The sequence below is a fragment of the Allobosea sp. P2_B12 genome (assembly GCF_056404835.1).
The window spans coordinates 115,937-138,242 of the sequence record NZ_JBFUDG010000001.1; the positions used below are offsets into that span (position 1 = coordinate 115,937).

Genomic DNA, 22,306 nt, shown 5'->3' on the forward strand with positions numbered 1-22,306 from the left:
CCAACGTCACCCCGGATAGCCGAACCGCGCCTTCGTCGCCCGGATTTGGCCGATCGCGCCGCCCTCGTTGCCGGCGGCGCAGCTCGAACGGGCGGTCGCGATCTCCGCCGAGACACGGCCGTGGACGCCCTTTGTGGTGTGGCCGGTGGCGAGATCATTGTCCATGACGGCCTGGAAGCGCTCGACCTCGCCGGAGCAGCCCGATCCTGTCGGCATTCGGAAGGTGTTGGGCGTGACGCCGGTCGCGGCCTGTTCGGGAGAGGGGGCGGGCGGGGGGCCGCCGGACGGCGTCTGGCAGCCGGCCAAAGCGAAGGCGAGGACGGTAAAGGGCAAGGCGATGGCGCGCATGGCAGGCTCCGGCGGGTGGTGCAGTGAAGATGACCGATTCCCATCGGGGGTCAATCGCGGCCGGCTTGTGCGTGCGGCTCACTCCTCCAGCGGCAGGAAGAGCAGCACGATCGCGAAGATCGCCGCTGCGAGCGCCGCCAGCCAGACCGCGCCGAGGCCGACGAGGTAATGCGCGATGGCGCCGTTGATGCAGCCCGTCAGCAGGCCGATCCAGAGCACGAAATGGCGCACCCAGGCGAATTTCGGCCCTCCCAGCAGCGCTGACGCGATGCGTTGGCCCATCTTCACCAGGGTTCCGGTCATATAGGTCAGCGCGATCGTGACCTCGCCATCGCGCTGGAAGACGCTGTTCTCAGCCCCCATCGCGAAGGCGAGGAAGAGTGCGCCCGCGAAGCTCAACCCGACCGTGTCCAGGCCGGCCGCCGCCGCCAGCGCCAGCGCGACGACCGCGAGCACGGCGGATTTGCTCCTGCGCCGGCCGAAATGACCAGCCAGCGAACCGCTGATCACGCCGCAGACAAAGAGGACCAGAATCGTGGCGGCGGTGGCGATGCCTCCGCCTTTCAGCCCAGCTAACTCGATGCCGAGCCGCGTGGTGTTTCCGCTCATGAAGGAGACGAAGAAGCCGCCGAGGCTGATGAAGCCGATCGTATCGATATAGCCCGCAAGGCCCGACAGGCAGAAGGCGAGTCCGATCGCCCAGCGGTTATAGAGCATCATCCGTGGCATCTCCGGCCGCACGCCGAGGCCTGTGGCGGGCCTGTCCGCCATCCGCGCCCCCGCCGATTCGCGCTGGCGCCATCATAGCGCCGTCGGCGCGTCCCCTGTCACGAGCGACACGGCATGAGACATATGCTTGCGCAAGCATCGCCCTTTCGGTTACATCGTGACGAGTCTGTAGAGGAACGCCCGTGGTCTCGACCGCCGCCCATGTCCGGATGAATGCCCGCGCCGCCGCGCGGACGCTCCGCATGCGCGCCTGCTCGACCCCGCTCCTTGGTCTGCTTCTTCTCCTTAGCCGCCCCTGAGGGCCGGCCGGGCATGCATGCCTGGGCGCTCAGGGGAGTGACGAGAACGACACCCCAGACATGAGGCGCCTGCATCCCAAGAGAGCAGCGCCAGCGCTTTCAGGAACACGACCATGACCGAATCGACACAGGCCAACGGCTCCTCGACTCCCACTTCCACCAAAGACCGCGTGCTGATCTTCGACACGACGCTGCGCGACGGCGAGCAATGCCCCGGCGCGACGATGACCTTCGAGGAAAAGCTCGAGATCGCCGAGTTGCTGGACACCATGGGCGTCGACATCATCGAGGCCGGTTTCCCGATCGCCTCCGAAGGCGATTTCGAGGCGGTGTCCGAGATCGCGCGGCGCAGCAAGCGCTCGACCATCGCCGGACTGGCCCGCGCCATCTCCGGCGACATCGCCCGGGCCGGCGAAGCCGTGCGCCATGCCGGGAAGCCGCGTATCCACACCTTCGTCTCGACCTCGCCGATCCATCTGGAGCACCAGATGCGCAAGAGCGAGGACGAGGTACTGGAGATCATCACCCGCACCGTGGCCCAGGCCCGCAACCTGGTCGAGGACGTCGAATGGTCGGCGATGGATGCGACCCGCACGCCGATCGAGTATCTGTGCCGCGCCGTCGACGCCGCGATCAAGGCCGGGGCGACGACGATCAACCTGCCCGACACCGTCGGCTATGCCACGCCCGACGAATACCGGACGATGTTCGCCTCGGTCCGCGAGCGCGTGCCCAATGCCGACAAGGCGATCTTCTCGGTGCATTGTCACAATGACCTGGGGCTGGCGGTGGCGAATTCGCTGGCGGGCATCGCGGGCGGCGCGCGCCAAGTCGAATGCACGCTGAACGGCATCGGCGAGCGTGCCGGCAATGCCGCGCTGGAAGAGGTGGTGATGGCGCTGCGGGTCCGCGGCGACGTGCTGCCCTACGATACCGGCATCGACGCGACCATGCTGATGCGCGCTTCCAAGACGGTCTCGAACGCGTGCTCCTTCCCGGTGCAGTACAACAAGGCGATCGTCGGCCGGAACGCCTTCGCGCATGAGAGCGGCATCCACCAGGACGGCATGCTGAAGAACCAGTCGACCTACGAGATCATGACGCCGGCCTCGGTCGGCGTGACCAAGACCTCGCTGGTGATGGGCAAGCATTCCGGCCGCGCCGCCTTCCGCTCCAAGCTGAAGGAGATGGGCTACGATCTCGGCGACAACCAGCTGGAAGACGCCTTCACCCGGTTCAAGGCGCTCGCCGACCGCAAGAAGCATGTCTATGACGAGGATATCGAGGCGCTGGTCGACGACAACATCGCCACCGCCCATGACCGGGTGAAGCTGGTCTCGCTGACCGTGATCGCCGGCACGCGCGGTCCGCAGCGCGCGACCATGAAGCTCGACGTCGAAGGCCGCATCGTCACCGAGGAGGTCGAGGGCAATGGGCCGATCGACGCCATCTTCAACGCGATCAAGACGATCGTGCCGCATGAGGCGCAGCTGGAACTCTACGATGTCCATGCCGTGACAGAGGGCACCGACGCCCAGGCCGAGGTCACGGTCCGGCTGACGCATGAGGGCTTCTCCGTCACCGGACGCGGTGCCGACCCCGACACGCTGGTCTCCTCGGCCAAGGCCTATCTGGTGGCGCTCAACAAGCTGATGGCCAAGGGCGTGCGCCTGCACGCGCAGGCCGCGGCGGAGTAGAGCGACGCGCGCCCGATACGATCGCCTTGGGCGCGCGCCAAACGAACCCTTAACCAATAGCGAACATCTTGCTGGGGTTCTAAAGCGAGCGCTCCCTTCATGGTGGACCCAGCCATGCCGCCTGATCCGGATTCGCCACAGTCGCGGTTCCCGATCTTTGGCGTCGATGATCAGACGTTGGGGCTGGCGCGGTGGCTTGCGCCGGCCATCCAGCGTGATTTCGCCGCCGGCTACGCCTTGCATTGCGAAAGACTTCTCGACCATCCCTTGATGCGGGAGGCGGCGCTGGAGCATGGCGCCGAGCTGGGACGGACGCTCGGCGAGCACACCAGGGTTCTGTTCGAGGCAGGGTTCGACGACGCCTATGTCAGGTCGCTGCGGACTTCTTCGCAAATCCTGGCCGAAACCCCGTTCGGCGCGCGCGCACACGCTGTGATGAGCCTGGTCGTGATGCGCTCCGCGTTTCGCGAAATTGGCAAGCGTCACAGCTACTCCGGACGACGCACGGCGCGCGAATGCGCGCGTCTGGCGGAGATGCTGACGCTCGATCTGGTCGGCGGGATTGGCAATGTCGCTGCCAATCGTGCGGCGCGCATCGCGCAGTGTGAGGCCGATGTCGCCAGTGTGGCCAGCGAGTTCAAGGCAGCCATCACCGGCGTCTCGGTCACTGCAGGAGAAGCCTCGGGCACGTTGAGCAAAGTCGCGGTCAACTGCGCCCATGTCTCGCGGAGCGCCGGGCAGAGCATGGCTGCGAGCCGAGAGAGCCTCGGCCGGGTTCGGAACGTGGTGGCGCAGACCGCGGTTTCGACCGAGCAACTGCGCCAGTCGATCGGAGAGATTGACCGCCGAACCCATGACGGAGCCACGATTGCCTCCGAGGCTGTCGCCGCGGCTGGCGAAGCTCAGGATACCATTGAGCGCCTGGCGGGACTCGTCGCCGAGATCGGCTCCGTCGTCAGCCTGATTTCCAGCATCGCCCAGCAGACCAACTTGCTGGCACTCAACGCGACCATCGAGGCGGCACGGGCAGGTGAGGCCGGTCGAGGCTTTTCCGTCGTCGCCAATGAAGTGAAAAGCCTATCGACGCAGACGACCCAGGCGACGGAGGCCATTGCGGCCCGGATCTCCGCCATTCGCGAGGCGACGGAGCGTTGTGTCGGCTCGATTCATCGGATTGACGCCTCCGTTGCCGGCATGGCCGACGTCTCCACCGCGATTGCGTCCGCTCTGCGGGAGCAACTGACAGTGACGCATGGTATGGCGCGCGATGCGCAGGAGACCTCCAGCGAGGTCGAGAAGACGCTCGAACTCGTCGCCCAGACGTCCAGCGCGATCGAGCGGGTCGGCGCCTCCGTCAATGAGATGAATCAGCGATCGACGGCTGTCGGCACCGTCGCGGATGACCTGGCGCGAAGCCTCGATCAGTTCGTCGCCTCCGTCGCCAAGCGCCTGGTCGCCTGAGACCGATCGCTCTTGCCCCGCCTGACCCGGTGAAGGCGTTGGCACGCGACCGTCTCGCGCGGTGTGGCGATGCAGCCATCCCAATGTCGCATGGATCGCCTCTCGATGGCTGAGGGGCGCTTTTCCCCCGGCAATTGCGTTGACGTAGCGAAATCCGCTTGGCGAAGCGCCGTTCCACGCCTGTAATCGTCAGCCGCAAAGCGTCTATGAGGAGGCGCACGGCTGGAGGCGAAGCGCGAATGACCTATTTTCCGAACTGGACCCTGAAGACCTCCGGCGCGGTCATGCCCGACGAGCGGCTGCCGGTGGCGCAGACCTTCATCGCCGGCCTCCAGCACGTCGTCGCCATGTTCGGCGCGACCGCGCTGGCGCCGATCCTGATGGGGTTCGACCCCAATGTGGCGATCTTCTTCTCGGGCGTGGCGACGCTGCTGTTCTTCATCGTCACGCGTGGGCAATTGCCGAGCTATCTTGGCTCGTCCTTCGCCTTCATCGGCGTGGTGATCGCGGCGACGGGCTACGCGGGATCGGGACCCAACGCCAATATCGGGGTCGCGCTCGGCGGCATCATCGCCTGCGGCGCGCTCTATGCTGCGATCGGCCTCTTGGTGCAGGCGGTCGGTACGGCCTGGATCGAGAAGCTGCTGCCCCCGGTCGTGACCGGCGCGGTCGTCGCCGCGATCGGTCTCAACCTGACTGCAGTGGCGATGGGCATGATCTCGGCCAGCGCCTACACCAAATGGATCGCGCTGTTCACCGTGGTTGCGGTGGCGCTGGTCGCCGTCTACGGACGCGGGCTGGCGCAGCGGCTGCCGATCCTCATCGGCGGGCTTGTGGCCTATGTCGTCTATGCCGCGACGGCGCCGAGCTTCGGGGCGCCTCCGGTCGATCTGGGGCGCATCGGCGCCGCTGCCTGGTTCGGGCTACCGAACTTCGTCGCGCCGGTATTCGACGCCAAGGCGATGGCCCTGATCGCGCCGGTCGCGATCATCCTGGTCGCGGAGAATCTTGGGCATATCAAGGGCATCGCCGTGATGACCGGTCGTAATCTCGATCATCTGATCGGGCGCGGCTTCCTCGCCGACGGCGTCGCAACCATGATCGCGGGCTCCGGCGGCGGCACCGGCGTCACCACCTATGCCGAGAACATGGGCGTGATGGCGGTGACGCGGGTCTATTCGACGCTGGTCTTCGTCGCTGCTGGTATCATCGCGCTGGTGCTTGGCTTCTCGCCGAAATTCGGCGCGCTGATCGGTACGATTCCCGTCGCCGTGCTCGGCGGGCTCGCCGTCGTGGTGTTCGGGCTGATCGCCGCGACGGCCGGGCGGATCTGGGTCGAAAACCGGGTCGACTTCTCCGATCCGAAGAACCTGCTGACGGTCGCGACCGCGCTGATCCTCGGCGCCGGCGACCTCAAGCTGCCGATCTTCGGTTTCGAGCTCGGCGGCATCGGCACGGCGACCTTCGGGGCGATCGCGCTCTATCACCTGCTGAACCGCAAAGCGGCCTGATCGAGGACGGCCCGCCGGGTTTCGTTCGGCGGGCCTCACATATTTCTTTGCCTTACATATTTCTGTCTTGGGTGGGTGGACAGGGCCGGGGGGCTTTGCTACATCGCCGGCCTGCCTGACGCGGCTTCGGCCGCCGAACGGCTTTGCGCTTCGTGGCGTATGGGTGATTAGCTCAGTTGGTAGAGCAGCTGACTCTTAATCAGCGGGTCGTAGGTTCGAGCCCTACATCACCCACCACGGAACCTCTTGAAATCTTTGACATTGCCCTTCGGGGGCTCCGGTACGGAACCGGAACATGCGAGGCGTTTTGGCCTTCGCACGGTTCGCACGTTCGCACGGTGTTCTGACCCGCTGATTTAGTGAATGCCGGCGGCTCGCAAATTGCGGGCGCGCTGCTGTCGGGCCTGCTCCATGCGCTCGGCAGCTTCACACCTTGCCACCACCTCGAAGCCTTCGGGGTCCACGGCCAGACGCGCGACCGCTGAGGCATAGTTGAGCTTGCGAGAGACGGCGCATTCGCCGCTGTCGAGATGGCCGTCGTCGCAGCCCATCTCGCTTATGCCATGGGCTGCGACATAGAGTGGGCAGAAGCGGATGTCGGCGTGCGGGCATCGCGCCCTAGCCATGCCGGTCAGTCCAGCAAGCGGCTGCGCGACAGCGTCGTGGTCTGACGCGGCCTGATGTCGCTCGGCTCATAAATCGTGACGCCGCACAGGCTCCTGGAGCCGTCGAGGCGTCGGTCGAACCTCGGTGCCAGATGCGATTCGATCTTCCTCAGCATCAGATCGAGATCCCGTTGATCGCCCAGCACGATCGCCGGCGCCGCGAAGCCCTCCGCTTCAAACGCGGAGCGCAGCTCCGTCAGAACCCGCATCACGTTATCCATGCCATGTCACCAGTTTGGCGATGGCATGGTCCGCCAGCTCGGGATGCCTCGCGAGGTAGTGTTCGAGCACGCTGGTGATCGACTGCAGGCTGTGGCCGGTGACGGCCGCGATCTCGGGGATGGTGGCGCCGGCGAGCGCCAGCCAGGTCACGGCCGTGTCGCGCAGGTCCTGGTCGCGGAAGCCGGCCAGCGCCGGCATCGGGGCGATGAGCCTCGGCAGGGTAGCGACCTTCTCGGCCTCGCCCGCCAGCAGGCCGCGCAGGCCCGGCAGGTAGTGTCTGATGGCGCGGGCCTCGCTGTCGTCGACCAGCACGATGCAGATGCCGGCCGCCGTCTCGACCAGGCCGTGCACCGCGACCTCGCGGATCGCCGCGAAGACGTGGCGGTAATAGTCCGGCTTGAAGGGGGTGTTGGCCTTCTCGTCGATGACGAGTTCCATCCGCCTGATCGGCGCGGGCTTCCGGTCCTCGCGCGGTGCGTCATAGATCGCCTTGCGCCTGGCCTTAGCCGCGACCAGGCGGGCGGCGAGGCGCGGTGCCTCGGGGATGGCGACGATCGCGCCCGTCTTGCGCTGGCGGAAGATCCTGCGGTTGTTGAGCAGGCCCTCGTCAATCAGGTCGATGCGCTCGCTCTGGCGCTGCCCTGTCCACAGGCCGAGCATGATGCAATCGGCGATCTCGGGCCGGCCGAGCTGGTCGGCCGTGGCGATGAGATGATCCATCTCCTCGCGCTCGCCGACGCGCAGGCGCGGCGCCGGCGTCTCCATGCCCATCATCTCGGCCGGGTTGCTGGAGAACGGCGCCAGCCCCCGGCGCATGCCGAAGGACAGCGCGGCCGAGAGGGTGCGCATGCAGCCGACCGCCGTCGCCAGCCCGCGCCGGACCGCGATGCGCTCGTAGAGGTTGAACAGGATGACCTTGTCGAGCGCCGCCACCGCCGCGCCCCACAACTCCGGCGCCTCCTGCTCGATGACGCGGGCCTTCTGCTTGTAGCTCGTCACGGTCGCCTGGCTCTTGGCCTTGAAGACGTGCTTGCCCTCCTCGACCGTCTTGCCCTGCATCGTCGGGTGGCGCGTCCAGAGGTCGAACAGGCCCTCGACCGTCAGCAGGCGCTCCTTCGGCCGGGCCGGCATGCGGCCGGTGTCGGCCTTGGCGGTCCGGCGCGCCTCGATCTCGGCGGCGCGCTTGAGCGCCCAGGCATGGGCCTCCTCGAAAGAGAACCAGCGGCCGTCGGCATGCTGCAGGACCTGGCTCTTGTAGCCCATGGCGACGATCGGCTTGCCGGGATTGAAGCGCGGGCGGCCGTCGCGCCATGTGACGTTCGGCAGCTTGACCAGAACCTTGCCCATCGCCGCCCTTTCCCGCCCCGTCATCGCCGCGCCATCTCCTCACGCAGCATGGCGTTCTGCGCCGCGATCACCCCAGTGAGATCGACCGGCGCATCGTCATTCGCCGGCGGCCTTGCGACCGCGATGCCCTCGATCCACGCCTCGACCAGCTTGCGCGACCAGACCAGGCCGAGGCCCGGCAGCGGCGCGGGAAAGCCGGTCTCCTGGCGCAGCCGACGCCAGGTGCGGCGGAAGCCCTGCGGCTTGCGCTTGCATAGTGTGGCGGTCTCTTCGAGCGACAGCGTCAAGTCTGGCATGCGGCAATAATGCACGCATGCTGAAATAATTCAACACGCCTTCATCAGGCGGCTGATGCGAGATGGCCTTTGCGTTGGCGAAAGGTCGCGATGATCACGCCCCGGATCATCACGCGGCGGTCGTCCACGACGAGCGGTGGGCGCGTGACGCGATCGACGGCGGCGGCGACGAGGTATGGCTTCTGGTAGATGCGGAACACCGTCTCGGTGCGCAGGTCGTAATGCTGCGCCACGACGGCATCGCCATCCTCGGGCTCGGCGTTGAGGTCGACCAGGACGACATCGCCCGGCAGATAGCCGGCGAGTTCAAGCGCGCGTGTCTTGAGTACCCATGGATCAAGGCCGGGCTGGCCCTGCAGAAGATAGCGGATCGCGTCGTTTATGCGAGGATCGTTGCTCTTTCTGTCGATCTGATAGGCGGCCGCCTCCTCCTCGAATGCCATTGGCTTGCGGCCGTCGACATGGGCGCCGAAGGGGATGCCGGTCGACTTCCCAATCTTGTCGACGGTCGCCCGCGACAGATCGTGGTCCACGTCCTCGTCATTGAGAAAGCGCGACAGGGTCGACGGATCGACCTTGGAGCGGATGGCGAGCTGGCGGATCGACGGGTTGCCCGAGTGTTCGATCACGTATCGCAGCCACGCCCGGGTGGTGTCCTGGGGGCGCATGATGCGCTGCATACTGCCCCCCAGTTCGATGAACGCCACGCTGATTAGCTCCACTTGCGATGATGAAATATTTCACATAGCTATTTCAGCATCAAGAGTGATTCGCAGGAGGCCGGCTTGTCCGACATCGCGACCATCGAGATGCGCCGGAAGGCGAACAAGATCGGCAAGGGCGACCTCTGCCGCATGGCCGGCATCGACCGCACCACCTATCGCCGGCTGGAGAAGATCCCGGGCTCCGGCCGGGCCGACACGCTGGCCAAGCTCGACAGGGCGGCGACCGCGCTGGTCGAGGCCAAGCAGAAGGCCGGCAGCAATGGCTGAGGCGCTGGCCAAGGCCGACCTGCTCGACACGGTGGAGTCGCGCTCGCGCTTCGCCGAGCCGGCGACGGAGTCAGCCTTGCTGATCAAGGCGATGCTGTTCGACCATCGCGGCATGGAGGTCGGCGCGATCGGCGAGCGCGAGCGCGACAAGGCGATCGGCTTCGTGCGCCGGATCGTCGAGGGCGGCACCGCCTTCGAGGCGCTGGGCAAATTCCTGACGCTGGAGGAGCTGCGCAAGCTCGCGCTGCAGGTCGCCTCCGACAATCCCGCCGCCGTCCGCCATGAGCAGACGCCCTACGCGCTCGCCTGCGGCTTCCTCGCTCTGCTCGCCGCGATCGGCGCGGCGCCGTCTTCACCCCCGTCCTCACCGGAGCAAGCCTGATGTCGCGCCATGTCGTGCCGCGTGATCCGTTCGCGCGCCTCTATCTTGCCTTCGCCTGCGTCTTCGGGCTGATCGGCCTGTGGCCGCTGGCGATGCAGGCCTGGGGCGATGCGATCACGCCTTGCGGCCTCGCCTTCCTGTTCGGCGTCGCGGCCTGGTGCATCGCGCGCGGCGAGCCGCGCCGCGACGATCTGGACGCGCCACGCTGATGGGCCGGGAGCTGCCGAAACCGGCGGTGCTCGCCGGCATCGACCCCGCGCTGCACCGGGAGCGCGCGGTCTGCGCGCTGGCGCTGTACTTCTCCAGCGACTTCAAGGCCTCGCCCACGGTGTGGGAGGAGCGGGCGCGCGCCGCGCTGGCGCAGCTCGAACGCTATGGCGTCATACCCGTCTGGCTGTTCGATCCGGTCTTCCTGGAGGAGGCGAAGCAGGCGCTGGCCCGCAAGCTGGGGCGGGGCGAGGCGATCTCGGCCGTCGATGTCGAGGCCGCCGGCCTGCCCGTCGCGTTCTTTCACGTTGTCACGGGCGATGCGGGATCAGGCGCATGAGCCTGCAAGGCGTCATCCTGGCTGCGACCAAGCTGCCCGATGCCCGCGCGATCCCGCTGCGCGACGCCCGCGCCATGATGGCGGCGATCGAGGCCGGGCGCCGCGAAGCCGGGCTCTCCTGCGAGGCCCTGGCCGGGCTCGCCGGGCTCTCGCGTTCCAGTTATCTGCGCTACGCCGCCGGCGAGCGCCAGCCCGGCGGCTCGGAATTGCGCCGGCTCGCCCGGGCGCTCGCCAGCCGCGAGGCGCAACGGCCGCGCGAGGCGGCGCTGCTGCTGGCACTCGCCGCGCGCCATCTCGAAGCGATGGCCCAGGCGGTCGATCCCAGGGGCGCCCGCAACCTTGCGATCTATCTCGCCCATGTCGAGCTGGGGCTGCCGCAGAAGGCGCTCGCCCGGCTCTACGGGGTCTCCGGCAACCGCATCAACATGGTGGTGCAGCGCATCGAGGCCCGCCGCGACGACGGCTGCGCGCTCGATTTGCAGCTGATGGCGCTGGGCGCCCTGCTCGACCGCGACGCGAGCGCCTTCGTTCAAAGGGGGGCGGCATGAAAGACATCTCCTTCCACCACTTCGCCAATCTGTTCCCGCTGATCGAGGGCGACGCTTTTCTCGAATTGCGGGAGAGCGTGCGCAAAAACGGGCTGCGCGAGGCGGTCGTGCTGCATCAGGGTCAGATCCTCGACGGCCGCAACCGCTACCGCGCCTGCCGCCAGGAGGGCGTCAAGCTGCGCTTCGAGGTGTTCGGCTATCCGTTGAGCCCGACGCCCGATTGGGTGGTCGAAGCGGCGATCGCCTGCCGCATGCTGACGGAGGAGGAGTTCGCCAAGCTGCGGGGCAAGCCGGCGACGGCGCATCTGTCGATCGACTTTTGCCTCGGCGGCGTGATCGGCCGTGATGCGCTGGCCTATGTCATCGACAAGAACCTGCACCGCCGGCACCTCGACGAGGGCCAGCGCGCCATGGTCGCAGGGCGCCTCGCCAAGGGCTCGCATGGCGGGGTCAGGCTCAGGGTCGATCAAGATGCAAATTTGCAGCTTGATCCGGCCCTAGTGCCCGCCATGACGATCGCGGCGGCGGCGAAGGCGCTCAACGTCTCGCCGCGCTCGGTCGCGTCGGCCCGGGCCGTGGCCGAGCAGGGCGCGCCCGAGCTGGTCGCCGCGGTCGATGCCGGCACCGTCGCGGTCTCGGCGGCCGAGACGCTGGCGCATCTGCCGAAGGAGGAGCAGACCCGGCTGATCAAGACGGCAAGCCCGTCGGCGCTCTATGGCGTGATCAAGGCGCAGAAGGACGCGCTGACGGCGCAGAAGAAGGTCAAGCGGGCAGCGCGCGAGGTCGCGCTCGGCGCGAAGCAGCGGGCGCTGCCAGCCAAGAAATACGGCGTGATCTACGCAGATCCAGCCGTGTCCTTCGCCTCGCGCTCGCGCGACACCGGCATGGATCGCTCGCCGGACAACCATTACCCGACCATGTCGACGGCGGAGCTGTGCGCGCTGCCGGTCCAGGACATCGCCGCCGACGATAGCGTGCTGTTCCTGTGGGCGACCGTCCCGATGGAGCTCGACGCCCATGCGATGCTCAAAAGCTGGGGCTTCGTCTACGTCTCGCAATATTGCTGGGACAAGGAAGGCGGGGCGCCAGGGCTGGGCTACTGGTCGCGCGTCGACCATGAGCTGCTGTTGATCGGCACGCGCGGCAACCCGCCTTGCCCGGCGCCCGGGACGCAACGCAGCAGCGTGATCCGGGCACCGAAGGGGCGGCACTCCGAAAAGCCGGCGATCGTCCGCGAGATGATCGAGCAGTATTTCCCGACCCTGCCGAAGATCGAGCTGTTCGCGCGCGTCGCGGCGTCCGAGGCCTGGGATGTGTGGGGCAATGAGGCGCCGGAGGAGGGCGAGGCCGAGCCGGTCGCGCTGCCCGCTAAGCCCGCCAAGGGCAAGAAGGGGCGGGCCTATGTTGATACGCAACACGCGCGCGAAATCCGCATCCGGTCATATCTTCCGGACCTCTCCGACGATCTCGACGAGCTGAAACAGATCTATCGCGCGCAGATCGACCAGCTCGACAAATTCATGAGCGCTGGCGACGTCGAGGCGTCCCGTTTCCCGCGCGAGATGATGGAAGCGTGCATCCTCAAAGCCAATGGCGGCGAGCATTTCGGCAGCGCCTGCAACGCCCGCCCGATGGCGGTCCGCGCCGCCGGCATCGCGGCGCTGGGCCAGATTCCTCGCTGGGGCGAGGCGGGGCACTTCATCGTCGAGCATCGTGACATCCGCGCGATCGTCGAGATCGACCATGGCGCCTTCGGCGGAACTGCGATTTATGCGCTCGACTTCAACCGGCCGTTCCCGTCCGAGACGGGGTTTCACAGTCTGCTCGGCGAGCGCCGCGAGCCTGGTGAGGCGATGGAGGCTTTCGGCCGCCGCCTGATTGATGCGTCGATCGCCTATTCTGAGACGTCGCGTGGCAAGACTAGGGCTCTGGTGCTGCCGGAGAGGGTTTATCGCCTGCAGCTCGGCGAGGGCGGTCGTCCCGTCGGCCGTGAACGCGGCGTGTGGGTTGATATGGAGGCGCCGCCGCTCGGCCTCGATCTCGGCCTGATCGAAGGCCTCGGCGTCATCCGGACGCGATGGCAGGACGAAGACCGAGCGCAGTACTCAGGCGAGAAGCGCAAGGGCAAGCGCAGCTGCCCCGTCAGTCTTCACGCCAACAACAAGATCATCGCCGTCAGCGGCCAGATGCTGACGCCGGTCGCGGAGTATCCGACCAGTGGCGCCTATGTCGTCACGGCCTTCAAATGGATCGACGGCGTGCGCGTCGAGGGCTGGTCTTATGTCGACGAGGCCGGGTTCCATGACGTCGCGCCGATGCCGGCGACGGCGGACCTCGCCGAAGACAGCATCCCGGCCTTCCTGAAACGCAAGTCGGTCGACGAGCGCTCCCAGCTCGATGACATGCGCCGCGCCATCCGAGAGGCCGACATGCTGGGGGAGGGCGCGTGATGAAATGGCGCTCCGTTCTGGCCTCGGATGGCTGGCGCATCATCGCCGGTGATCGCGGGCGCGGCTCCTGGGCCAATTGCTCGCCCGACCGGCATGGCCGGATCACGCGGGTGCAATCCTCGGCCGATGTCCGGCCGCTGATGGTGACGCTGCAGCATGCCTGCGAGGCCGCCCGGGCGGTGATGCCGCCGCGCGGCCAGGGCGTGTTCTACGGCCCGCGCTGCAGCCTGATCCGGGGCGAGTTCTGCGAGCTGGTCGTGGCGGCGCTGAACCGTGGGGAGGGCGCGTGATGGGGGCTGATACGAAAATCGAATGGGCGCGCCACACCTATAACCCGTGGATCGGCTGCACGCGGCTCTCTCCGGCCTGCGATTTCTGCTATGCGGCCGATTGGGCGAAGCGCTACGGGCAGGCCCATCTCTGGCAGGGCGAGCGCCGGCAGACCAGCGCCGAGACGCGCCACAGGCCGCTGCGCTGGAACCGCGAGGCGATCGCCGCCGGCGAGCGGCACCGCGTCTTCTGCGGCTCGCTGATGGACATCGCCGACAACCAGGTGCCTAGCCGATGGCGCGACGACGCCTGGCACATCATCGACCAGTGCCGAGCGCTGGACTGGCTGCTGCTGTCGAAGCGGCCGCAGAACTACGCGAAGATGCTGCCGACGCCGGCGATCGGCGCGCCGGAGTGGGGCGAAGGTTGGTCGCATGTCTGGCTCGGCACCACGATCGAGGACCGCAAGCGCCTGGTCAACGCTGACCATCTGCGCGCCGTGCCTGCGGCCGTGCGCTTCCTGTCGGTCGAGCCGCTGCTTGAGGATCTTGGCGAGATCGACTTGACGGGCATCCATCTCGTCATCGTCGGCGGCGAGAGCGGGCCCAACGCCCGACCAATGCATCCCGACTGGGTGCGCTCGATCCTGCGCCAGTGCCAGACCGCAGGCGTCGCCTTTTTCTTCAAGCAGTGGGGCGAGTGGTGGCCCGATGGTCAGGCCCCGCAGCGTCTGGCTGAATTCGGGCCGATCAGCGACCCGGAAGAACGACTGGTGAAGCTCGGCAAGAAAGCCGCCGGCCGGTTGCTCGACGGCGTCGAGCACAACGCCATGCCGGGCGGCCTGTAATGTCCGACGTCTCGATCGCCACCATCCGGTCGATGCTGCAGGGGCGGGTCGATGCGCTCGTGCAGCAGCTCGTGCCCGGCGGGCGCGTGATCAATGGGCTGTACGAGGCGCCGAACCCGACGCGGGGCGACCGCACGGCCGGCTCGTTCAAGATCTATCTGCGCGGGGCGACGGCCGGGAAATGGGTCGACTATGCCGGCGTCAACGCGCCCTTCATCGCCGGCGGCGATCGCGGCGACATCATCGACCTGATCGCCTATCTAGTCTGCGCCGGCGGCAACCGCGTCGACGACCGCAAGAAGGCGATCGGCTGGGCCAAGGACTGGCTCGGCATCGCCACGCTCGGCCAGGCCGAGCGCGAGCGGCTGCAGCGCCTGGCGCATGAACGCAAGCTGCGCGCCGCCAGGGCCGAGACCGGCGAGATCGAGCGGCGGATGCGCCGCGCCTGCGAATTGTTCATGTCGGCCAAGGTCGGTTTGACCGGCACGCCGGCTTCGACCTATTTCCTGATGCGCGGCATCGAGCTTCTGGACATTCCGAGCTTCAATTACCAGGACATCCGCTTCCATCCGGCGCTCGAATACTTTGCCGGCGCCAGCTTTGACGAGGTCGGCGGCCGCCGGATCAAGGTCAAGCCCGGCCCGTGCTTCCCGGCGATCGTCTGCGCCCTGCGCAACCGGGTCGGCGCGATTACGGCGGTGCATTGCACCTGGCTCCAACCCGACGGCAGCGACAAGGCCGATGTGCCGAAGGCCAAAATGATGTTCGGTCTCGTCGCCGGCAGCGTGATCCGCGTCTGCCATGGCCGGGGCAACCTCTCGCCCGAACAGGTGACGCAACAGGCCCATCTCGCCGATCTGCCCGTGACGATCAATGCCGAGGGACTCGAGGATTGCGCCACCTTCGGGCAGGCGGCGCCGGAGGCGCGCGTCTGGGCCGCGACCTCGCTCGGCAATCTCGGCAATGTCTATCTCGACCATCCCTGCGTCGGCGACGCGATCGTCGCCCGCGACAATGACTGGCAGTCGCAGCAGGCGGTCAACCAGTTCGAGCACGCAATCCAGCTGCTCGAAGCGCACGGCAAGCCGATCACGCAGATGGCGGCGATCGCCGGCAAAGACTTCAACGACCTTTTGAGGATGTGACCCATGAAGATGCACGACAAGGCCATAGGGGCGGCGATGAACGCCGCCTTCGCCGTCTCGGAGGACGAGGCCTGGTTCCTGGGCGGTGGTGAGCCAAGCAAGAAGGCGCAGAGGGCCTGGGGCATGAAGCGCGGGGCGTTCCTGCACTTCGCCCGTGAGAACGACCGGGCGCCGGCCGAGGCGCTGTGGATCAGGGCGGGCGCGCTCGGCCTGCATGACGGCAAGATGCCGTTCGCGGTGCTGCCGCCGATGATCAGCCTGGCCTTCATCACGTTTCACGCGGTCTTCCGCGATGTGTCGAACGCGCTCGACGAGGCCGACCGCGTCGAGGCGGCGCGGATAGCGGCCAAGGAACGCGCCGCCGAGATCGCGGCGCGGCCGAAGGTGAAGCCCGACCATGAGGGCACGCCGCTGGAGGAGCATGACGACCCGATGGCGCCGAGCGAGTTTTCGCGGCCGCCGGCGAAGGCGGTGGAGTGATGGGCGTGAAGCGTGTCAAGCACGAGGTCGCCAAGCTCGAACAGGAGCAGCGCGCCATCATGGTTCGGCACAACTGGCCGAACAATCTGATGGCCTTCGTCGATGTGCCGCCAGCGGATATCGACCGCCTGCGGGACATCCAGCGCCTGTTGCGTTTGGATCGGATGCTGCTGCGGACGGCGGCCGGCAATCTCGGGATCATCGAGACGGAGGTCGTGTTCGATCGCGTCGAGGCCGGGCCGGATTTCCCGGAGTTTGCCCGGGCGCCGGATAGCGCAGATGTCGCCTGCGGCAACGCGGAGGGGCCGGCGGCGCATCCCACGTTCAAGCTCGGCGATGTCGTCCAGTTCAAGTCGGGCGGCCACGCCATGGTGGTCGAGGGCTTGGACTGCTGCGGCTGCCACGCCCTGATCTACAGCCGCAAGGGCGTGGTCGAACAGCTCGATGTGCCCGGCGAGTGCCTGCAGCTCTACGACGCCGCGACCGATCGCGGCGAGCGCAGCGGCGACCTGCCGTTCTGACCTCCCGTTCGTTGCGTTGCGTCTGTTGCGTCGTTTCCTCCCCTTGCCTTGGCCGGCGTGCGCCAGTGACGCGCGCCGGCCCTTTTCGAGACGTCCATGCAGGTCGGCAAAAAAGCGGTTCGCGCCCAGTTCAAGGATGCCGAGAAGCAGGGGCGCCGGCCGGCCCTGCTCGACCCGGCGCCGGAGGAGCTGCGCGAGGGCATATTCCCCGGGACATGGCCGGGCTTCCCGGTCGAGCAGATCCCGCCGGGCTGCCCGGTGATCCCGCTCGGCGTCGACGGCAAGACCTGCTACTTGGTCGACACGCTCGGCCAGCTGATCGCGGTCTCGACCGCCGAATGGAACAAGAAGACGCTGGCGGCGCTGTTCTCGCTGACACCGAACTATCCCTATTGGGCCTGGCCGCGCTGGGGCGGCTCCAAGCCCGGCAGCGATGGCGAGCGCGTCGCCAAGATCAACGGCTTCGACGCCGACGCCGCCTGCGCCTGCCTGATGAAGGCCTGCGGCGAGCGCGGCCTGTTCGACCCCGGCGACAAGGTCAGAGGGCGCGGCGGCTGGACCGACGAGCGCGGCCGCTTCATCTGGCATTCCGGCGAAGCGCTCTACCTGGTCGAGAAGGGCCAGCTGCAGGAGGCGCCGCCCGGCGACGTCGCCGGCGTGTTCTATGCCCGCCGCCCGCCGATCACCACGCCCTGGTCTGAATCGATCGACGAGGCCGAGAGCCCCGGCCATGATTTGCTGCTGGCGCTGCAGAGCTGGGAATGGGAGCGGCCGACGCTCGACCCGGTTCTCGCGCTGGGCTGGATGGCCTCGGCGCTCTATGGCGCGGCGCTGCACTGGCGCCCGACGCTGTTCGTCACCGGCGATCGCGGCCACGGCAAGTCGACGCTGCAGGGCCTGTTCAAGGATGTGCTCGGCCCGATCCTGCACGCCTCGGCCGACACGACGGCCGCCGGCATCTACCAGCGCGTCAAGCAGGATTCGCTGCCGGTCGCGGTTGACGAGCTGGAGGCGGACGCCGACAACCGCAAGGTCATGGCCGTGGTCAAGCTGGCGCGGCTCGCCGCATCCGGTGCCGAGATGTTTAGAGGTGGCGCCGAGCACGAGGGCGTGACGTTTCGGGCGCGCAACGCCTTCTTCTTCTCCTCGATCAACCCGCCGCCGCTGGCGCCGCAGGACCGCTCGCGCATCGCCCAGCTCAACATGCGCAAGCGCGTCAAGCGCGAGGGCGAGGACAAGGTCGCGACCAAGGCCCACAAGCCGGGAAACCCGGCCGCGCTCGGCCGGCAGATGCTGCGCCGGATGATGGAGCAGTGGCCGCAATTCGAGGCGAGCTTCGGACACTGGCAGGACGTGCTCGGCGAGGCCGGCTTCGACGGGCGCGGCTGCGACACCTATGGCGTGCTCCTGACCTGCGCGCAGCTGGCGCTCGGCAATGCGGGACTCGAGGAAGCCGGGCTGCCGATCACCGAGATCGAAAGGCTCGGCCGCATGCTCGCCGACGCGACCGCCTCGGAGCGGGCCGAGCAGACCGACAACTGGCGCGGCTGCCTTGAACGGGTGTTGTCCTGGACGGTCGACAATTATCGCGGCGGCGAGCGGCCGATCGTCGGCGACGTGCTGGAGAAGGTCGCCAGCGGCACCGGCGACATGTCGATCGAGAAGGCGCGCGACATCCTGATGCAGGCCGGGCTCGGCATCAAACGCCCGGACCCCGGCCGCACGGCCGTGCATCTCGCGATTCCGCCACGCGGTGTGCAGATCGAGAAGATCTTCGCCGGCCAGGTCTGGCAGGGCGGCGTCTGGATGCACGCGCTGAAACAGGGGCCGGCCGACATCGTGCTGCGCGGCGCCGGCGTCGAGGACAAGGGATTCGTCGTGAAGATCGCAGGGCAGTCGCAGCGCTGCGTGCTGATCGACATGGCGAAGTTTGCGAAGCACTCAGAGGGAGGATGACCAATGGCCGAATTGCCGGATGATCTGCTGCGCATCGTCGCGCGTGCAGGGCGCGTGATCAGGCTCGCCAAACTTCAGGCGCCTGCCGTGATCCTGGTCGAAACTGAAGATTCGTTGCGAAAGGCCATCGACCGTCACGCGCGAGCCTGCGGCACCGACCCTGATGGCTGGCGCACACGTCGCGCGGCAGATCAAGTCGAAGCTGACGAGACGTTCACCGCAGACGACGCGGCCGAGATCAGCGCCATGGAAGATGAAATGCGGCGCTACACGCTCGCAGAACCAATAGCGCGTGAGCGTTGGGTGCGCGAATTCTTCCACCCTAACGCCGAGTCCCAAGCGCGCGGAGCGAGGCTGTGGCTCGATTTGGATACGAGCTACCGATCCGACCTCGTCTATGCGGAGATGGAAGCGGGGAGGGCGCCATGAGCTATGGGGCAGACTGGACCTGCACCAAATGCGGCTGGGCCAATCTCGACTTCCGCGCAAGCTGCCGGAACTGTTTCGAGCCATCCCCAACCCGGAAGGCCGCCGTAACGTCGACGCTTGCGCATATCGCGCCGGCGCCTCTCGCGCTCTCCGACATCGAGCGCCTGAAAATGAGCCGCGACGACATGAGCGAAGCGACCGCGCATGCGATCCTCGCGATGATCAAGGCGGCCGGAGCGGCATCGGTGATGCCGCATGAGTTCGTGCCCAAGGCGACCATCGTCATCCAATGCCATCCCGACGTCTACGCGCATGTGCGTCGGTTGTCCGCCTCGAAGCCGGAGTCGACGCCATGAAGGAGCTACGCGTCCAGGAGCTGCACAAGGCCCGCGACCTCGATGCCGTCCAGCGCGAGCCCGACGGCATGCTGAAAGCCTCGGCGATCGCCGGCGTGATGTGCACCGACTTCTCGATCGGCGTGCTCGGCCTCGACCAGCGCGGGCATGAGTTCGTGCGGGCGCCGCTCTCGATCGAGGGCGCGCGCTGGCTCGCCGGCGAGATGACGCGCCTGGCAAACGAGGCCGAGAGGGCGATCGCGGAAAGGGACGGGCTGTGATGGGCCTGCCTCAGACGATACTCCTCGCCCTGCTCGCCGCCTGCATGGCCGTCTCGTCGGTTTGCCATGGTCAAATGGTCCCATCGTCGCGCCATAACTGCGTGGCGGATTTTGCGGCTTTCGCGATCCTCCTCGCCCTCCTCAACTGGGGCGGGTTCTTTCGATGATCATGCGGCCGTTCTCCGAGCCGGAGGAGCGGGCGCTTGCGGCGCTGTGGGACGTCGGTGGCGCCGGCTTCCTCGACATCACCAGGCGCCGGCCGAGCACGTTCAAGCGCCTGTCCCATCTCGGCCTGGTCGAGATGCGCAGCCAGGCCCGCCAGACCCGCGCCCGCTTGACCGCCAGCGGCCGCTACTATGCCGAGCTGGTGGCGGGGCGGCATATCGAGATCAGCGGCAGCCCCGAGATCGTCGTGACGCTGCCCGAGCTGCAGTTCATCATGGGCGGCTAGGGCCGCGATAGTCGAGCGGCGGGTCGCGCCGCGACGTCTTGATCAGGCTGCAGCCCCAGGACAGAGTGATCTTGTGGGCGGGATACAGCGCGACGGCCGCGTCATAGACCGCGTGGCCGATGACGATGTTGCGGACGCGCCCGACCGCAGTCGGCACGCCGCGCTCGTCCCACATGTCGATGGCGAGCGCCAGATCCCGCATGTCCACCATGTCCGCCTCTCCCGATAGGAACGAAAGCGGAACATAGGAAGCGATGCGGCGCGCGAGTCAAGCCGTCAGGGCGCGCGGCGCCGGGCAGCGCGCTGCTTGAGCACGATCGCCGTCACGGCATCGGTCTGCTGTGTCCGGCTGTTCTGCAGCAGCTGGTCGGGCGTCCAGCCTGATCCCGGCCTCTCCCTGAGCACGAAGGCCGCCGAGGCCAGCTCCTCCTGGCGACACGACGCCAGCGCGGCGCCCGCGATCGTGCGCGCATCCGAGACCTGATCGTCGAGATCGCGCGCCGCATCGGTGAAGCACTGATGCATGCGCGCCTTGGCCTGCTGCGCGCTCGCACCGCCGGCCTGCGCTGCCGCGCCCTCGGCCGTCAGGGCGCCGACCAGGGCCACCATCGCCATCTTCATGCGTCTTGCCATCGCAGCGCGCTCCTCGGCCGCCGGCGAGCCTCCTGCGCAGCCGCGCCATCGTCAAGTGATTCGCGTCGCCCGGACATGTCCGAAATCAACCCCCATGCATCCCGCACCCCGACCCGCTCCAATCCGGAACGCTCCGCACCCCGGCCCGATGGCAGCAAAGATGGACCGCCCGGCCCGGCATGGTCTGAGGCTCGTCGCGATGTCGAGCGCCGGGCGGGAAGACCGGGCAGTCGGATGTTCCTGCGGTCGCTCCGGGCCGAACCTGAGCCCTGCCGAGCGGGTTCGGGGCGGTTACAGGTTACGCCTCGGGTTACAAATCCGTAACCGCGTTTCCCTCGGCATTTCAACGGCTTAGAGCGTCGGTTACGGGGTTACAGCGGCCCTCGCGCGTGACGCGCGATCAACCGCACGCGCATATGCGCGATGAATTGTAACTCTGTAACCCTGTAACCGTGGGTGTATAAGTCATTGAAAAGACGCGCGAATTGCCGGTTACAGCCGGGTTACAGATTGCCGGTTGCCGATCGTCGCTGTAACCGGCCGATGCCGCTGCCGCGCTGCGGCTATTGGAAATAGGGGCGAAATCGACCAGGGCGCGACGTGGCAGGCAAATCATCAGCGGTGGCGGACGTCGCGGCGCAGGCCGGCCCGGATCAGGGGCGTTCGGTGTCGCACACGCTGGCGCCTGCGGATGGCGCCCAGGCGGACCTGCTCGGATTCGACCAGGAGCTGGCGCTGTTCGAGGACCAGGCGATTGCGCCGCCGGCCAGGCGTGGGCCGGGCCGGCCTGTCGGGTCCGTGAACCGGACGACGCTGCAGCTGCAGAAGCTGCTCATGGCGCGTGGCGCGCGCGACCCGGCCGAGTTCCTGGCCTCGATCGTGAGTATGGACGTGCACGCCCTGGCGAAGGTGCTGGCCGATTTCACGAAGCTCGGCGACGTCACGGTGCTCGCGACCAGCGTCGGTGACGCGCTCAAGCTCCAGATCACGGCCGCCAAGGAGCTGATGCCCTACTTCCATCAGAAAATGCCGATCGCGGTCGAGCACACGGGCGACGGCGCGCGGCCGCTGATCATCATCCGCGACGGCGAGGTGACGCGGATCGGGGCGACGATCGACGCGCGGGCGATGTCCGTGCACGAAGTGCAGCAAGATCAAGGGCTTAGCGGGCCTGCGCCAACGGGTTCGCACGGCGAGCATTCGCACGATGAGCAGAATGATGAATGATACCAAGCACTTAGCATGCGTTGACCTGATGATTGGAAATCAGCGGGTCCGATCCTCGCGCGTGCGAGGGGCGCCAGCCTCGGCCGCCGCGCGCGCCTGGGCGTGCATGCCCCCCCGGGGGGGTCTGCGCGCGCCCGCGCCTGCGCCCGCGCCCTCGAAACCGCGCGCCCGCACCCCCTGCCGGGGTCTCGCATCTCACACTCACGGCCGAACAAGTTTGGCTCCTGGGGGGCTGGG

Annotated in this window: 29 protein-coding genes and 1 tRNA gene; 21 read left to right on the forward strand and 9 right to left on the reverse strand. The window is 67.5% G+C overall.

Annotated elements, in window-relative coordinates; genetic code table 11:
- Positions 1-6: 6 nt before the first annotated feature.
- Positions 7-348, reverse strand: coding sequence for a hypothetical protein (locus AC1DYU_RS00590; RefSeq protein WP_158486551.1), 342 nt, complete (start codon positions 346-348; stop codon positions 7-9).
- A gap of 78 nt (positions 349-426) precedes the next feature.
- Positions 427-1,068, reverse strand: a complete 642-nt coding sequence (locus AC1DYU_RS00595; protein ID WP_476789962.1) for a YoaK family protein — start codon at positions 1,066-1,068, stop codon at positions 427-429.
- 421 nt (positions 1,069-1,489) lie between these two features.
- Between AC1DYU_RS00595 and AC1DYU_RS00600 the strand changes: the two genes are divergently transcribed.
- The 4 genes from AC1DYU_RS00600 (at position 1,490) to AC1DYU_RS00615 (ending at position 6,282) form a co-directional block, all read left to right on the forward strand.
- Positions 1,490-3,073 carry a 2-isopropylmalate synthase gene (locus AC1DYU_RS00600; protein ID WP_476789963.1) on the forward strand — a complete coding sequence of 528 codons (1,584 nt, stop codon included), beginning with the start codon at positions 1,490-1,492 and terminating at the stop codon, positions 3,071-3,073.
- Between the two features lie 114 nt (positions 3,074-3,187).
- Positions 3,188-4,534, forward strand: a complete 1,347-nt coding sequence (locus tag AC1DYU_RS00605) for a methyl-accepting chemotaxis protein (protein WP_476789964.1) — start codon at positions 3,188-3,190, stop codon at positions 4,532-4,534.
- 239 nt (positions 4,535-4,773) lie between these two features.
- Positions 4,774-6,045 (forward strand): solute carrier family 23 protein, encoded by a 1,272-nt coding sequence (locus AC1DYU_RS00610; RefSeq protein ID WP_476789965.1) that lies wholly within the window; start codon positions 4,774-4,776, stop codon positions 6,043-6,045.
- A gap of 161 nt (positions 6,046-6,206) precedes the next feature.
- A tRNA-Lys gene (locus AC1DYU_RS00615) sits at positions 6,207-6,282 on the forward strand.
- Positions 6,283-6,401: 119 nt separating this feature from the next.
- Here AC1DYU_RS00615 and AC1DYU_RS00620 read toward each other — a convergent pair.
- Genes AC1DYU_RS00620 through AC1DYU_RS00640 form a run of 5 tightly spaced genes read right to left on the reverse strand, consistent with a single transcriptional unit; the run spans position 6,402 to position 9,282 of the window.
- Positions 6,402-6,671 (reverse strand): hypothetical protein, encoded by a 270-nt coding sequence (locus tag AC1DYU_RS00620; protein WP_476789966.1) that lies wholly within the window; start codon positions 6,669-6,671, stop codon positions 6,402-6,404.
- A gap of 5 nt (positions 6,672-6,676) precedes the next feature.
- Positions 6,677-6,919 carry a hypothetical protein gene (locus AC1DYU_RS00625; RefSeq protein WP_476789967.1) on the reverse strand — a complete coding sequence of 81 codons (243 nt, stop codon included), beginning with the start codon at positions 6,917-6,919 and terminating at the stop codon, positions 6,677-6,679.
- 4 nt (positions 6,920-6,923) lie between these two features.
- The gene (locus AC1DYU_RS00630) at positions 6,924-8,303 is read right to left on the reverse strand and encodes a hypothetical protein (RefSeq protein WP_476789968.1); all 1,380 of its coding nucleotides are present in this window, start codon (positions 8,301-8,303) and stop codon (positions 6,924-6,926) included.
- Positions 8,300-8,575, reverse strand: coding sequence for a hypothetical protein (locus AC1DYU_RS00635; RefSeq protein WP_476789969.1), 276 nt, complete (start codon positions 8,573-8,575; stop codon positions 8,300-8,302). Before AC1DYU_RS00635 ends, AC1DYU_RS00630 begins: the two co-directional genes overlap by 4 nt.
- A gap of 44 nt (positions 8,576-8,619) precedes the next feature.
- On the reverse strand, positions 8,620-9,282 hold the full coding sequence (locus tag AC1DYU_RS00640; RefSeq protein WP_476789970.1) for a LexA family protein: 663 nt from the start codon (positions 9,280-9,282) through the stop codon (positions 8,620-8,622).
- Positions 9,283-9,360: 78 nt separating this feature from the next.
- On the opposite strand from AC1DYU_RS00640, the gene AC1DYU_RS00645 reads away from it, so the two are divergent.
- The 16 genes from AC1DYU_RS00645 to AC1DYU_RS00720 all read left to right on the forward strand — a co-directional run bounded on the left by AC1DYU_RS00645 (position 9,361) and on the right by AC1DYU_RS00720 (position 20,209).
- Entirely contained in the window at positions 9,361-9,567 is a 207-nt protein-coding gene (locus AC1DYU_RS00645) for a hypothetical protein (protein ID WP_476789971.1), read from the forward strand.
- Positions 9,560-9,949 carry a hypothetical protein gene (locus tag AC1DYU_RS00650; RefSeq protein ID WP_476789972.1) on the forward strand — a complete coding sequence of 130 codons (390 nt, stop codon included), beginning with the start codon at positions 9,560-9,562 and terminating at the stop codon, positions 9,947-9,949. Before AC1DYU_RS00645 ends, AC1DYU_RS00650 begins: the two co-directional genes overlap by 8 nt.
- Positions 9,949-10,158: a hypothetical protein gene (locus AC1DYU_RS00655; protein ID WP_476789973.1), complete on the forward strand. Its 210-nt coding sequence runs from the start codon at positions 9,949-9,951 to the stop codon at positions 10,156-10,158. The genes AC1DYU_RS00650 and AC1DYU_RS00655 overlap by 1 nt, the downstream gene beginning before the upstream one ends.
- Positions 10,158-10,496, forward strand: coding sequence for a hypothetical protein (locus AC1DYU_RS00660; protein WP_476789974.1), 339 nt, complete (start codon positions 10,158-10,160; stop codon positions 10,494-10,496). Before AC1DYU_RS00655 ends, AC1DYU_RS00660 begins: the two co-directional genes overlap by 1 nt.
- Positions 10,493-11,044, forward strand: coding sequence for a helix-turn-helix domain-containing protein (locus tag AC1DYU_RS00665; RefSeq protein ID WP_476789975.1), 552 nt, complete (start codon positions 10,493-10,495; stop codon positions 11,042-11,044). Before AC1DYU_RS00660 ends, AC1DYU_RS00665 begins: the two co-directional genes overlap by 4 nt.
- The gene (locus AC1DYU_RS00670; protein ID WP_476789976.1) at positions 11,041-13,494 is read left to right on the forward strand and encodes an MT-A70 family methyltransferase; all 2,454 of its coding nucleotides are present in this window, start codon (positions 11,041-11,043) and stop codon (positions 13,492-13,494) included. The genes AC1DYU_RS00665 and AC1DYU_RS00670 overlap by 4 nt, the downstream gene beginning before the upstream one ends.
- The gene (locus AC1DYU_RS00675; protein ID WP_476789977.1) at positions 13,494-13,784 is read left to right on the forward strand and encodes a hypothetical protein; all 291 of its coding nucleotides are present in this window, start codon (positions 13,494-13,496) and stop codon (positions 13,782-13,784) included. The genes AC1DYU_RS00670 and AC1DYU_RS00675 overlap by 1 nt, the downstream gene beginning before the upstream one ends.
- On the forward strand, positions 13,784-14,611 hold the full coding sequence (locus AC1DYU_RS00680) for a phage Gp37/Gp68 family protein (protein WP_476789978.1): 828 nt from the start codon (positions 13,784-13,786) through the stop codon (positions 14,609-14,611). The genes AC1DYU_RS00675 and AC1DYU_RS00680 overlap by 1 nt, the downstream gene beginning before the upstream one ends.
- Positions 14,611-15,756 carry a DUF7146 domain-containing protein gene (locus AC1DYU_RS00685; RefSeq protein WP_476789979.1) on the forward strand — a complete coding sequence of 382 codons (1,146 nt, stop codon included), beginning with the start codon at positions 14,611-14,613 and terminating at the stop codon, positions 15,754-15,756. The genes AC1DYU_RS00680 and AC1DYU_RS00685 overlap by 1 nt, the downstream gene beginning before the upstream one ends.
- Positions 15,757-15,759: 3 nt before the next feature.
- Positions 15,760-16,236 carry a hypothetical protein gene (locus tag AC1DYU_RS00690; RefSeq protein ID WP_476789980.1) on the forward strand — a complete coding sequence of 159 codons (477 nt, stop codon included), beginning with the start codon at positions 15,760-15,762 and terminating at the stop codon, positions 16,234-16,236.
- 5 nt (positions 16,237-16,241) lie between these two features.
- Positions 16,242-16,757: a YodC family protein gene (locus AC1DYU_RS00695; RefSeq protein WP_476789981.1), complete on the forward strand. Its 516-nt coding sequence runs from the start codon at positions 16,242-16,244 to the stop codon at positions 16,755-16,757.
- 96 nt (positions 16,758-16,853) lie between these two features.
- The gene (locus AC1DYU_RS00700; RefSeq protein WP_476789982.1) at positions 16,854-18,713 is read left to right on the forward strand and encodes a hypothetical protein; all 1,860 of its coding nucleotides are present in this window, start codon (positions 16,854-16,856) and stop codon (positions 18,711-18,713) included.
- A 3-nt stretch (positions 18,714-18,716) separates the two neighbouring features.
- Positions 18,717-19,142, forward strand: coding sequence for a hypothetical protein (locus tag AC1DYU_RS00705; RefSeq protein WP_476789983.1), 426 nt, complete (start codon positions 18,717-18,719; stop codon positions 19,140-19,142).
- Positions 19,139-19,498, forward strand: coding sequence for a hypothetical protein (locus AC1DYU_RS00710; protein ID WP_476789984.1), 360 nt, complete (start codon positions 19,139-19,141; stop codon positions 19,496-19,498). The genes AC1DYU_RS00705 and AC1DYU_RS00710 overlap by 4 nt, the downstream gene beginning before the upstream one ends.
- On the forward strand, positions 19,495-19,758 hold the full coding sequence (locus tag AC1DYU_RS00715; protein ID WP_476789985.1) for a hypothetical protein: 264 nt from the start codon (positions 19,495-19,497) through the stop codon (positions 19,756-19,758). Before AC1DYU_RS00710 ends, AC1DYU_RS00715 begins: the two co-directional genes overlap by 4 nt.
- Positions 19,759-19,921: 163 nt before the next feature.
- A complete protein-coding gene (locus AC1DYU_RS00720) occupies positions 19,922-20,209 on the forward strand; it encodes a hypothetical protein (RefSeq protein WP_476789986.1) in 288 nt (95 codons plus the stop codon).
- On the opposite strand, the gene AC1DYU_RS00725 is transcribed toward AC1DYU_RS00720, so the two are convergent.
- Positions 20,196-20,420, reverse strand: a complete 225-nt coding sequence (locus tag AC1DYU_RS00725; protein WP_476789987.1) for a hypothetical protein — start codon at positions 20,418-20,420, stop codon at positions 20,196-20,198. The genes AC1DYU_RS00720 and AC1DYU_RS00725 overlap by 14 nt on opposite strands.
- 65 nt (positions 20,421-20,485) lie before the next feature.
- The gene (locus AC1DYU_RS00730) at positions 20,486-20,842 is read right to left on the reverse strand and encodes a hypothetical protein (RefSeq protein WP_476789988.1); all 357 of its coding nucleotides are present in this window, start codon (positions 20,840-20,842) and stop codon (positions 20,486-20,488) included.
- Between the two features lie 621 nt (positions 20,843-21,463).
- Between AC1DYU_RS00730 and AC1DYU_RS00735 the strand changes: the two genes are divergently transcribed.
- The gene (locus tag AC1DYU_RS00735) at positions 21,464-22,069 is read left to right on the forward strand and encodes a hypothetical protein (protein ID WP_476789989.1); all 606 of its coding nucleotides are present in this window, start codon (positions 21,464-21,466) and stop codon (positions 22,067-22,069) included.
- Positions 22,070-22,306: the final 237 nt, after the last annotated feature.

Bases quoted from the DNA above. Each gene is read 5' to 3' on its own strand.
- AC1DYU_RS00715 (WP_476789985.1), top strand. From the start codon at position 19,495: ATGAAGGAGCTACGCGTCCAGGAGCTGCACAAGGCCCGCGACCTCGAT.
- AC1DYU_RS00675 (WP_476789977.1), top strand. From the start codon at position 13,494: ATGAAATGGCGCTCCGTTCTGGCCTCGGATGGCTGGCGCATCATCGCC.
- AC1DYU_RS00670 (WP_476789976.1), top strand. From the start codon at position 11,041: ATGAAAGACATCTCCTTCCACCACTTCGCCAATCTGTTCCCGCTGATC.
- AC1DYU_RS00655 (WP_476789973.1), top strand. From the start codon at position 9,949: ATGTCGCGCCATGTCGTGCCGCGTGATCCGTTCGCGCGCCTCTATCTT.
- AC1DYU_RS00610 (WP_476789965.1), top strand. From the start codon at position 4,774: ATGACCTATTTTCCGAACTGGACCCTGAAGACCTCCGGCGCGGTCATG.
- AC1DYU_RS00720 (WP_476789986.1), top strand. From the start codon at position 19,922: ATGATCATGCGGCCGTTCTCCGAGCCGGAGGAGCGGGCGCTTGCGGCG.
- AC1DYU_RS00625 (WP_476789967.1), bottom strand. From the start codon at position 6,919: ATGCGGGTTCTGACGGAGCTGCGCTCCGCGTTTGAAGCGGAGGGCTTC.
- AC1DYU_RS00685 (WP_476789979.1), top strand. From the start codon at position 14,611: ATGTCCGACGTCTCGATCGCCACCATCCGGTCGATGCTGCAGGGGCGG.
- AC1DYU_RS00650 (WP_476789972.1), top strand. From the start codon at position 9,560: ATGGCTGAGGCGCTGGCCAAGGCCGACCTGCTCGACACGGTGGAGTCG.
- AC1DYU_RS00680 (WP_476789978.1), top strand. From the start codon at position 13,784: ATGGGGGCTGATACGAAAATCGAATGGGCGCGCCACACCTATAACCCG.
- AC1DYU_RS00595 (WP_476789962.1), bottom strand. From the start codon at position 1,068: ATGATGCTCTATAACCGCTGGGCGATCGGACTCGCCTTCTGCCTGTCG.
- AC1DYU_RS00620 (WP_476789966.1), bottom strand. From the start codon at position 6,671: ATGGCTAGGGCGCGATGCCCGCACGCCGACATCCGCTTCTGCCCACTC.
- AC1DYU_RS00630 (WP_476789968.1), bottom strand. From the start codon at position 8,303: ATGACGGGGCGGGAAAGGGCGGCGATGGGCAAGGTTCTGGTCAAGCTG.
- AC1DYU_RS00665 (WP_476789975.1), top strand. From the start codon at position 10,493: ATGAGCCTGCAAGGCGTCATCCTGGCTGCGACCAAGCTGCCCGATGCC.
- AC1DYU_RS00725 (WP_476789987.1), bottom strand. From the start codon at position 20,420: ATGGTGGACATGCGGGATCTGGCGCTCGCCATCGACATGTGGGACGAG.
- AC1DYU_RS00600 (WP_476789963.1), top strand. From the start codon at position 1,490: ATGACCGAATCGACACAGGCCAACGGCTCCTCGACTCCCACTTCCACC.
- AC1DYU_RS00700 (WP_476789982.1), top strand. From the start codon at position 16,854: ATGCAGGTCGGCAAAAAAGCGGTTCGCGCCCAGTTCAAGGATGCCGAG.
- AC1DYU_RS00605 (WP_476789964.1), top strand. From the start codon at position 3,188: ATGCCGCCTGATCCGGATTCGCCACAGTCGCGGTTCCCGATCTTTGGC.
- AC1DYU_RS00705 (WP_476789983.1), top strand. From the start codon at position 18,717: ATGGCCGAATTGCCGGATGATCTGCTGCGCATCGTCGCGCGTGCAGGG.
- AC1DYU_RS00660 (WP_476789974.1), top strand. From the start codon at position 10,158: ATGGGCCGGGAGCTGCCGAAACCGGCGGTGCTCGCCGGCATCGACCCC.
- AC1DYU_RS00635 (WP_476789969.1), bottom strand. From the start codon at position 8,575: ATGCCAGACTTGACGCTGTCGCTCGAAGAGACCGCCACACTATGCAAG.
- AC1DYU_RS00590 (WP_158486551.1), bottom strand. From the start codon at position 348: ATGCGCGCCATCGCCTTGCCCTTTACCGTCCTCGCCTTCGCTTTGGCC.
- AC1DYU_RS00690 (WP_476789980.1), top strand. From the start codon at position 15,760: ATGAAGATGCACGACAAGGCCATAGGGGCGGCGATGAACGCCGCCTTC.
- AC1DYU_RS00710 (WP_476789984.1), top strand. From the start codon at position 19,139: ATGAGCTATGGGGCAGACTGGACCTGCACCAAATGCGGCTGGGCCAAT.
- AC1DYU_RS00730 (WP_476789988.1), bottom strand. From the start codon at position 20,842: ATGGCAAGACGCATGAAGATGGCGATGGTGGCCCTGGTCGGCGCCCTG.